Origin of the sequence: Nostoc sp. CCY 9925, assembly GCF_963920935.1 — a bacterium.
In the GTDB taxonomy this organism is placed as follows: Bacteria; Cyanobacteriota; Cyanobacteriia; order Cyanobacteriales; family Nostocaceae; genus Nostoc.
The window spans coordinates 1-10,080 of the sequence record NZ_CAWUDO010000022.1 but is presented as its reverse complement, the minus strand read 5'-3'; the positions used below and the strand labels follow the sequence as shown (position 1 = coordinate 10,080).

Sequence of the window (10,080 nt, the reverse complement as noted above, 5' to 3'; positions counted from 1 at the left end):
ACAGAACTAATATTAATAATTACCGGAGGTTTTAGTTTGGGATAAAATTTTTAACCAATACTCTTCATCAATAGTTTGGTTAAGTTCCAATGGCTCGGTTAAAGTTGACTCTGGACGATTAAAGTCAATAAGTAAGACAATTCTAGTTTTGTCAGATTTATTCCAAGCTTCATGCTCAAATGTATCGTCAAAAACTAAACACTTCCCTTCTTGCCAACTTCTAGTTTCACTGTCTACCCGAATCGCACATTCATCGGGCACAACTAAGCCCAAGTGACAGCGCAAAACGGCTTTAGTTGCGCCAAAATGTGGACCGATATAAGTTCCTGGAGCTAAAGAAGAAAACCCTGCCGTTGTCATCCCTGGTATCATCTCAACCAACTTAGTTGTCTCAGGACACAATCGGCAATTTTCCTCAATCCTATTGCTAAAAGCATATAGTCCAAAAACTTCCCATCCTTGGTTATAAATATTTTTTTCTGGCCAATCAATAAAGTTTTTCGGCTTTAGCTGCTCTAATTCTTTTCGGATTAGTAGCCAGTTGGCTTCTAAAAATGCGATAAATGCAAACTGATTTGATTCAAAAAACATTTTGCAGTATCTTGTTCCTTGATTTTGTTTGTTTATATATATTTTTATAGACTTTTTGGAAAAATGCTCAAAAAGCTGGAATGTTTATTTAGAGCGTGGAACTTAACTCAGATTCGTGCAAAATGTGAAATAATCTTGCGATTTTCTTTGTTAACTTATATCTGGCTCCAAATACCATTTTTGATTTTTGGACTTTTGCAAAACGTCTAATGACATTTCAGTTGCTCATCATATCATGTTCTGTAAAATACTATGCAGTTAAAAAATGTTAAAGCAATAGTGACCGGGGCTGCCAGTGGAATCGGACGTTGCATCACTTTAGAGTTGGCTCGTGCTGGTGCTCAAGTGGTTGGCGGGGATTTGGATATTGATGGGCTGAAAGCCTTGGAGGCAGAGGGTATTGGTTTACCAGGAAATATCTACGGTTTACAGCTTGATGTAGCGAATGAATCAATTGTTAAAGAATTTGTTCTCCTCGCTTTTGAAAAGATTGGACATGTTAATACCTTAGTTAATAATGCGGGTATTCTCCGTGATGGGTTACTAGTTACACGTGACGAAGAGGGTTGGTTACGTAAGCTGCCGACGGCACAATGGAAGCGGGTAATTGATGTGAATTTGACCGGTGCTTTTTTCATGTCGCGGGAATTTGCATCTGTAGCGATTGAGAAGAATATTTCCCCAGCTTTAATAGTAAATATCTCTTCTGTAACCAGGTCAGGCAATCCTGGTCAGTCAAATTATAGTGCTTCCAAGGCGGGACTAGATGCAGACACACGTACATGGGCTTTAGAATTAGCATCCTTCGGATTTAGGGTGGCTGGCATAGCACCTGGATTGACGAATACCCCAATCCTCAGTCGGGTATCTCCCGAAGCCTTGGCAAAGATGACTGCCAAAATACCTATGGGGCGCATAGCTGAACCTTACGAAATCTGGCAGGCCATGCGTTTTATTATTGAATGTGATTACTTTACTGGTAGCGTCATAGAAGTGGATGGCGGTGCCCGATTTTAACCTCCTCTCCCTGTATTTGATTACCATTATTTCCTACGCTTTCAGATTGACCCATAGCAAGGGCTTCTTCTCTTGCCTCACGTATACCACGTTCCAGTAAATAAGGGGTGAATAATAAAGAATTATTGTAAGGATTCAGGTCTAATATTGTGGAAGCAAAGAAGGACGAGACAGACTATTATTAGAGTCAGCCATTAGTACTTGTGCAAAAAAATCAATAACAGACATACCTTGACGGCGACAGGTTTGAACCACGGTCAACTTTCTCGGCAGTATGTTGAAACCGCTCCATCGAACGGGAACCACCACTAACTTTACGTTTGGTGAGAGCTAAACGCAGCGAACGTTCAGCCTGATTGTTATCAGGAGGCACTTCAGGGTTATCAAGGCAATACCACCATTGATGAGCTTTATCGCGCAAGGAACGTAAAAGCTGACCTGCGGTAGCTCCAGCTAAGTCAATCCATTGATCAATTGAGGAATGCAATTTAGCTTTGAATTTATTGACCCAATCGTTGTAACTGGCGCACTCAAGAGTCTGGAACCATTGGGCGTAGTGTCTAAAAGCTTCATCAATTAAACGTAAGAATTCAGGAGCCATACTAATTCGCAATAACGCTCCTTCTCTGCGAGACACTACGTGTAGCTTGCTTGGACGTAGGAATACGTCGAAGTTCGCAATTCGCTTCTTAAATAATTGCGAGTTGCGAATTGGTTTGGCCCCAAGGCAGGATGCGGGTATAGTTTCCCATTCGCATAAGTACCCGACTTGGGAAAGGTCTTTGAGTATTGTTTCCATTCCTCTACAGAGTAAGCCTGTGGGGTTTTCGATGAGAGCGATCGCTGGTCTACACTGGTCAATAATCCGGAATTGTTCTGCCCACAGTGCGGATCTGGGGTCAGCGAGTCCTTGCCGATTGCCGGAGTTACTGGTGCCGCTGCAAGCACCCGTGACAGATTAAGAAAAAGCGCATTTTGTCAATCAGCTAAAATACTCAAAAAACTGTTAATGAAAATGATAATCGTAGCAGGGGGTGGGGGAAGGAGGCGAGCATCGCTCGCCTCCTTCCCCCGCTATTTGATTATTATTATCAAATAAGTTTTTGATAGGGCTAATCTTCTTCAAAACCAAGAGTGTTACAACAGAATAATTTTGTCAGCAGTGGGCAACGTTGTTATGTAAATTCAAGGATTAATCTTAGTAATGAAAAGTTTAGTCTACCGCTATGCCCAAGCGACAAAAACAAAACTCTGACCACACACATAAACATAATATCCCTACTGTAGATAATGAAGTGATTTCTCAGCAATTAAAAGCTTTATTAACTCCAGCTATTTTTGCTCAAGAAAAATACTACAAGCAGTTAGGACTACGAGATAGAATTATCAATCTATCTTTCATGCTCAGTGCAGTATTAACTTTATTATGGCGGCAAGTTCCCGGAGTACAAGAATTAACAAAGCTTTTAGCGAGAGAAGATGTCCTATGGTGTCGTGCCACTCAGGTTGCTCAACAATCTCTATCACAAAGATTTTTAGTATTTCCAGCCGAATTATTTGAGCGAGTCTTTAAAGATTTATTACCTCAATTACAATTCAATTGGCAGCAAAGGGTTAAAAGACCACTACCAGATAGTGTTAAGTATGCTTTGCATAACTTTGAAAGAATTTGGATAGCTGATGGTTCAACCTTACTGGAGTTTGGACTAAAGAGTTAGAGAAAAGCAGCCAGTAATGACACTGACTGCCGTAAAGTCAATGGATATTGTTAATAAATCATTGACAGCTATGATGCTGACACAATTAGAAAAATTCCGCCAAGCTCTGTATGATTGCCTGGGCAAGGCCAAAGACGCAGTATTTGAATTGATGGATGCAGTATTGACAAGTCCAAGTACCCCATCATTTGTCAGCTTGTCTCAAAACCCGGTATTTCGACGCCAATGGTCGAGTATTTATGCAGCGCTGCATGATAGTCGTCCACCTAAAAAAAAACTGATGAAGCTGCTGGTGAAGGAGGTAGTCACAAACGAGCAGCCATTTCTAGCAGGAGATCATAGCTTTTGGTCACGACCAGAAGCGAGGACACTGAGGGAAAGAACTTTTCATGGGGAGAGAGGAGCAAAAGCCGAGTCACTTTATCATCAAGCTTTGGATCTTAAGCGCAAGATACTGGGGGAAGAGCATCCTGATGTCGCCAGCTGTCTAAACAACTTGGCAATACTTTATGGCGCAATTAACCGTGAAGTTGAGGCGATGATACTGATGAAACAAGTGGCGTTAATCAATAATCAGATAATTGGACAGATTTTCTCCAGTGTCTCCGAAAGCACTCGTATGGCATACCTGAAAACACTTCAGGGTAACATTCATAGTTTCCTATCCCTGATTGTTCAATCGTCTTGCGGTTCTTCCACAGAGGTGCAGGCAGGATTAGATCTGGTACTACAGCGCAAAGCTATCGGAGCCGAGGCATTAGCAGCACAACGTGATGCTGTGCTAGGAGGACAATATCCGCATCTGGCATCTCAATTGAGAAAATTGACTAATCTGCGGATGCAAATTGGACAGAAGACTTTAGCTGGCTCTGGTTCTGGAAGTTTCCAAGCTCACCAACAAAGGCTAGCAGAGTTGAACCACCAGAAAGAAGAGCAGGAGGCGGAACTAGCCCGGCAAATCCCAGAGATGAATTTGACTCAAAAATTGCGGTCTGTCGACCGATATGCAGTAGCCAATGCCTTACCGAAAGACTCTGTGTTAGTTGAGTTTGTCCACCTTGATATCTTTGACTTCAAAGCTGTACCCGCACAAGGCGGTTTGCGTTGGCAACCTCCGCATTACATAGCTTTTGTTCTCCCCGCACAAGAGCCAGATAATGTGTTCCTGATTGACTTGGGTCAAGCAGCTCCGATCAACTTGATGATTGCTACCTTTAGGGCATCAATTACTGGTGAAAATGAACTTGATAATTACCATCGAGAAGTTCTGCCTGACAACTCCAGCCCTAGTGAGGATATCTTAGATGTAATTGGCGATAATCGTCATGGGCGACCCTATACAGTCGGCTACAAGACTGATGTCAGTAATGGTACTGCGTTAAGAGAACTTTTGTTCGATCCACTCAAAGTAGCTATTGGCGATCGCAAACGATTGTTCTTAGCTCCCGATGGAGATTTGACCCGTCTACCCTTTGAAGTGCTGCCCACGGATGACGGGCGGTATCTCATTGACGAATACTACATTAGTTACCTCAGTACTGGTCGTGACGTGCTGCGTTTTGAAGTTCCTACCACTGGTCAATCTACAGACCCAATCGTCGCGGCTGACCCAGACTTCGATTTCGCAGATGGCGATCGCATTCCTGCATCAGAAAATACGCCATTATCGGGACGACAATCGCGTGACTTAGACCGAGGAGGGTGGCATTTCACACGTCTGCCTGGTACGCGCCAAGAAGGGGAGCAGATTGCGAAAATGCTGAAAGTAAAGCCTTGGATAGAACAAGCTGTTTTAGAGGCTAGCCTCAAGGCTTGCCGTTCACCACGCATTCTGCATATTGCTACCCACGGCTTCTTCCTTCCCGACCAAAAACGCGATTTTAACTCTGAACAGTTAAGTTTGCAAATGATAGGCGGGATGAACGACAAGGGGTGGAACCGATTGTCAGGCGTTGGGCTAGAGAATCCCTTGCTGCGTTCCGGTTTAGCGTTGGCTGGAGCTAATACTTGGCTCAAAGGTTCGGAACTTCATCCGGAAGCCGAAGATAATATGTTGACAGCAGAAGATGTTTCGGGCTTAGACCTGTTGGATACTGAATTGGTAGTACTTTCGGCTTGCGAGACGGGTTTGGGTCATGTGCATACGGGAGAGGGAGTCTTTGGGCTGCGGCGGTCTTTTGTGCTAGCTGGAGCCAAGACACTAGTCATGAGTTTATGGAAGGTTCCAGATCAGCAAACTCAGGAGTTAATGGAGAAATTTTACCGTCGATTGTTAGAAGGGCGATCGCGTACCGATGCTTTGCGTGAAACACAGTTAGAAATGAAGGCAAAATATCCCAATCCACTTTACTGGGGTGCTTTTATTTGCCAAGGCGATCCCAAACCATTACAAAAACACGACTTGTAGACGTTGACCAACAACGTCCTAAATTCTCCTTGGACAATAATTTTTTACACTCGCCCATTTTTACTGATGTACAGTTCAGTTTCAATCGCCCCCAGAGTTTTCAGAGTGGTAAGCGTCGCTTCAGTTAACCCAGTAACACCAGCGATCTTCATACCCTCGTAAAGTCTTTTACTTCTCAAACTTCTTATACATTCACCTGTCAAGATATTCCAAATCTTCAGTGTCTCATCTTCACCGCTACTAATGAGAGTATGCCCCTCAGGACTAAAGGTAACTGATAAAACGGCTTGAGTTGGTTGCTGTAAAGTTTTGAGGCATTCACCAGTTTTGACATCCCATAACTTCACAGTTTGATCCATACTGCCACTGCTGAGAATTTTGCCATCTGGACGAAAGGCGAGCGATCGCACCCACCCTGTATGTCCTGGCAATGTTTTCAAGCATTCACCAGTCTTGACTTCCCATAACTTGACTAAATGATCTCCACTACCACTACTCAGGATTTGTCCGTCGGGGCTAAAGGCAATTGACCAAACCCACCCTCTATGTCCTGGGAAAGTTTGTAGGCATTTACCAGTGTTGATTTCCCATATCTTTACTGTATGGTCATGACCACCACTAGCTAAAGTTAGACCATCAGGGCTGAAGGTAACAGACAAAACTCCGTGGTTTTGTTCATGTAAAGTTTTCAGGCATTGACCAGTTTCGACATCCCATAATTTCACTGTATGGTCATGACTACCACTAGCCAAAGTACGACCGTCAGGACTAAAAGCGATCGCCCAAATCCAATTCGAGTGTCCTGGCAAAGTTTGTTGACATTTACCAGTATTAATATCCCATATTTTGATTGTTTTGTCTTCACTGCCACTGGCGACAATACCACCGTCAGGACTCCATGCCACTGACTTAACCTCATTGCTATGTCCGATAAGTGTTGCGAAGCATTCGCCAGTGTTGATTTCCCACAATTTCACCGTTTTATCACTACTACTAGCCAGCATTTGACCGTCAGGACTGAGGGCAATTGACCAGATGCCATTACCATATCCCTGCATAGTTTTTAAACATTGGCCAGTAGCAACTTCCCACAGTTTCAAAGTTTGGTCATTACTGCCACTTGCCAAGATTTGACCATCAGGACTAAACATAACTGCTCGGATCATACTATTGTGTCCTAGCAAAGTTTTCCGGCATTCACCACTACTGACATTCCATAGTTTCACTTTTTGATCCCAACTACCACTTGCCAAGATTTGCCCATCTTGACTGAATGCAAGTGACATCACCCAATCACAGTGTCCCTGGAAAGTCATCAAACATTCACCAGTTTTAATATCCCATAACTTGATTGCTCCATCGCCACTACCACTAGCAAGTATCCTTCCATTTGGACTGATGGCAACTGACCAAATCCCTTCATTATGTTCTTGCAAAGTTCTTAAACATTTACCAGTGCTAACATCCCACAGCTTTAGTGTTTTATCCACGCTACCGCTAATTAATACTTTGTTGTCAGGACTCAAAACTACTGCCCTTACCATATTTTGATGCTCTAGCAAGGTTTTCAGGCATTGACCAGTATTGACATCCCATATCTTTACAGTCTTGTCATCACTGCTACTGACCAATACTTTCCCATCTGAAGTAAAAACCAGTGACCAAATTCCTTGTTCATGTCCCTGCAAGGTATTGAGACATTGACCATTTGTGACATTCCAAAGCTTGATTGTTTGGTCTTCACTGCCACTAGCAAGGATACTACTGTCATGATTAAAGGCAATTGCTGACACCCAATCAGTATGACCTCTCAAGATGTTTAGCTGTTTCCAATCACCAACTTCGTACAAGCGAATCTCACTATTCATATCCCCAATAGCTAAAAATTTTCCATTGGGGCTGAATGCTAATGACAAAACCCCACCAAAAGTTTCAGCAAATAATGACTGAGCAAGATGAGCATGGTTAAAATTCACATTGTGTAAATTCACATTTCGTAAATCTGCTTGCCTAACAGTCAAATGCGAAAAATCATAGTTACTCAGATTGGTTCCCAGATAACAAAGCATATTTAGAATGTTTCCGGCTGCATAATTTTGTTCTTCCGAGAATGTTTTTCGCAGCTTGACTAAAATTTTATTTAGTTGATTTTCTAAAACTTTTTGATTTCTAAATATAGTTAAAAGTCCATTTATAACAGGTTTGAGTATCAAACGAATTTGAATGTCTCTAACATAGTCTTTTACCGTCGCTTTTATTAAAGTATGACTTCGGAATAAATCCAGGTTTTGAGTTTTAATTTCTGTCCAAATGTTTTGGATAAAGCCATTAGTTATGTACTCCATAACTACAGATTGTAAAGTAAATAAATTAGAAATTTTCTCAACCAAGGAGCGTCTTAGCAAAGACTCCAAGGCTTCTAATAATTGTTGTGGAAGTATCAGTGATAAGATATCACTCTGCAATTCTGTTAATGAAACTGGCTCCCGATTAACTGCTAACCAGTACATTATATTTTTTTCTAAATTTGACAACCGCGAAAATTGTTGATCTAAAATTTCGCGTATACTACCAAAAACAGAAGTATTGTGTATTAAAAAATGAGAAATATTACCATTAAAAACATCTAAAATTGTCGTGGCAACTATCTTTAAAGCCAAGGCGTTACCTTGATATAGCTCAACTACTGCTTTTAATTCTGTCTCAGAGCCACACAACCCCTTAATTTCAAAGATTTTTTGCCCGTCCACCACATCTAAACCACTAAGTTGTAATGAGCGAACTGGTAGTGCTTTTCCTTCAAGCCGGGCTAAGTCTTGTGGTTTTTCCCGTGAAGTCAGCACAAGGCAACTAATATGGGGAACTTCTCCAATTTGTTTGATTAGTTGAGCATATTCTTCATAACCTTCTCGATAGGTTCCTACAATAGTGCCACTTTGTAAAATAGTCTCAGCATTATCGAGTATGAGAAGACAACGATATTGACGTAAATAATCAATTAGTTTCGAGATTCTGCCGTCTATGCTGTTTGGGCAATCGGCTTCTAAAACCTGACCTGCGGACAAAAATTGAATTAAGTTAGCTAATAGGTCAAAAAGAGGTGGGGCATTGTAGAGCGATCGCCAAATCAAGAAATCAAACTGCCCCTCAACAAGTTGAGCTAGTTTAGCCGCCAGAGAGGTTTTGCCAATTCCCCCCATTCCCAACAGTGCTACTAATCGACAACGCTCTTCGATCAGCCATTGGTTGAGTGTGTTGAGTTCTGCTGTTCGTCCATAAAACACAGAGACATCAATCGCTTCTCCCCAGTCTGCTCGATTTTGAATTTTGGATTTGAGATTTTGAACAGAATTCTCCAGAGTTTCCTCTGCTGTGTTTGCCTTCCAAGATTTGCGCCATCGGCGCTCTAGAGCAGATTGGAAGTTTTTCTTAGTGACTTTCTCGTCTAGTGCTTCACTCAGCAGTTTCCACAGTTCGGGGCCAATATGTTGCTTTATATATGCCACTGAGTAGCAAGCTGCTGAAGCAATTTGTTCGTATGTCTGATGTTCCCAAGAGCCTTTGAGGATAGCAATTTCTACTTGACTCAGCCGTCTTCCCACCTTGACGAACACAGCCTCATCAGCAAGTTCTAGCGCTTCCTCAAAGTTCATTGGCTATTATGTAAATTCTATGAAAACTCTACCATAAAAGTAATTTTACCGGAACTTCACCGGAACTTTACTGTATCGAGAATTAATAGCGATCGCTCTAAACTGACCTGAGTTCGACGAATTAAAAAACAGCAGGAAGTGGAGCAAGCAAGTCTTTTGGGTAAATACCAAGCGAGGGGCTTTTAGGAAGATTGTTATTTCACCCATGCGCGTGTACAAAAGACAACACAAAAGCATTAAACAGCAGGGCATTAACTCCACAAATCGCGTGTAGCTAACTAAGTTTGGAAAAGCTCCACGTCAACCCGGTAGTACTCTGTAGTCTATAAAACTCTTTAAACGTTCACTAGCACTGCCGTGAAGAGCGATCAGCGAAGCTTTATACCTTCGGCATATTGCCTGCGATAAAACCTATCTTACATTTTCCATAGCTACCAGAGCAGTCCGATTAGGTTATCTTCCCACCGTGATCGCGCCTTGGGCGCAGCGTTTCGCTATCACAATCCTATGCAAACAGCGAAGCTGAAACTTTTGTTTTTACGTACTGCATTTTTGCATTTTTTCTAGCCTTATAGACAACGGGCGAACCGCCGATTTTTAACCACTTTTTTGATTTGATGCAGTTATTGTTGATAATACCCCTCTTTTGTCACTTTCCGGAATAAGCAAGTAGTTCAGGAAAGAAATTATCCAG

Annotated in this window: 4 protein-coding genes and 4 pseudogenes; 4 read left to right on the top strand and 4 right to left on the bottom strand. The window is 42.1% G+C overall.

The features are described from left to right. Window positions 1-12: 12 nt before the first annotated feature. A complete protein-coding gene (locus ACM0OY_RS14105) occupies window positions 13-591 on the bottom strand; it encodes an aspartyl/asparaginyl beta-hydroxylase domain-containing protein (RefSeq protein ID WP_414569466.1) in 579 nt (192 codons plus the stop codon). A 252-nt stretch (window positions 592-843) separates the two neighbouring features. Between ACM0OY_RS14105 and ACM0OY_RS14100 the strand changes: the two genes are divergently transcribed. Then, window positions 844-1,608, top strand: coding sequence for an SDR family oxidoreductase (locus ACM0OY_RS14100; protein WP_414569465.1), 765 nt, complete (start codon window positions 844-846; stop codon window positions 1,606-1,608). 141 nt (window positions 1,609-1,749) lie between these two features. Here ACM0OY_RS14100 and ACM0OY_RS14095 read toward each other — a convergent pair. Next, a pseudogene (locus ACM0OY_RS14095) lies at window positions 1,750-2,197 on the bottom strand (IS66 family transposase); the annotation flags it as partial. A 189-nt stretch (window positions 2,198-2,386) separates the two neighbouring features. Beyond that, window positions 2,387-2,494, bottom strand: a pseudogene (locus ACM0OY_RS14090) (DNA cytosine methyltransferase); the annotation flags it as partial. Window positions 2,495-2,834: 340 nt separating this feature from the next. Here ACM0OY_RS14090 and ACM0OY_RS14085 point away from each other — a divergent pair. From ACM0OY_RS14085 to ACM0OY_RS14075, 3 genes and pseudogenes are all read left to right on the top strand, one after another. Further along, window positions 2,835-3,302, top strand: a pseudogene (locus ACM0OY_RS14085) (hypothetical protein); the annotation flags it as partial. 94 nt (window positions 3,303-3,396) lie between these two features. Next, window positions 3,397-3,723 (top strand): annotated as a pseudogene (locus tag ACM0OY_RS14080) (transposase); the annotation flags it as partial. After that, the gene (locus tag ACM0OY_RS14075) at window positions 3,697-5,733 is read left to right on the top strand and encodes a CHAT domain-containing protein (protein ID WP_414569508.1); all 2,037 of its coding nucleotides are present in this window, start codon (window positions 3,697-3,699) and stop codon (window positions 5,731-5,733) included. The pseudogene ACM0OY_RS14080 and the gene ACM0OY_RS14075, both read left to right, overlap by 27 nt. A 44-nt stretch (window positions 5,734-5,777) precedes the next feature. Here ACM0OY_RS14075 and ACM0OY_RS14070 read toward each other — a convergent pair whose 3' ends face one another. Continuing rightward, a complete protein-coding gene (locus tag ACM0OY_RS14070; protein WP_414569464.1) occupies window positions 5,778-9,386 on the bottom strand; it encodes an NB-ARC domain-containing protein in 3,609 nt (1,202 codons plus the stop codon). Between the last annotated feature and the right edge of the window lie 694 nt (window positions 9,387-10,080).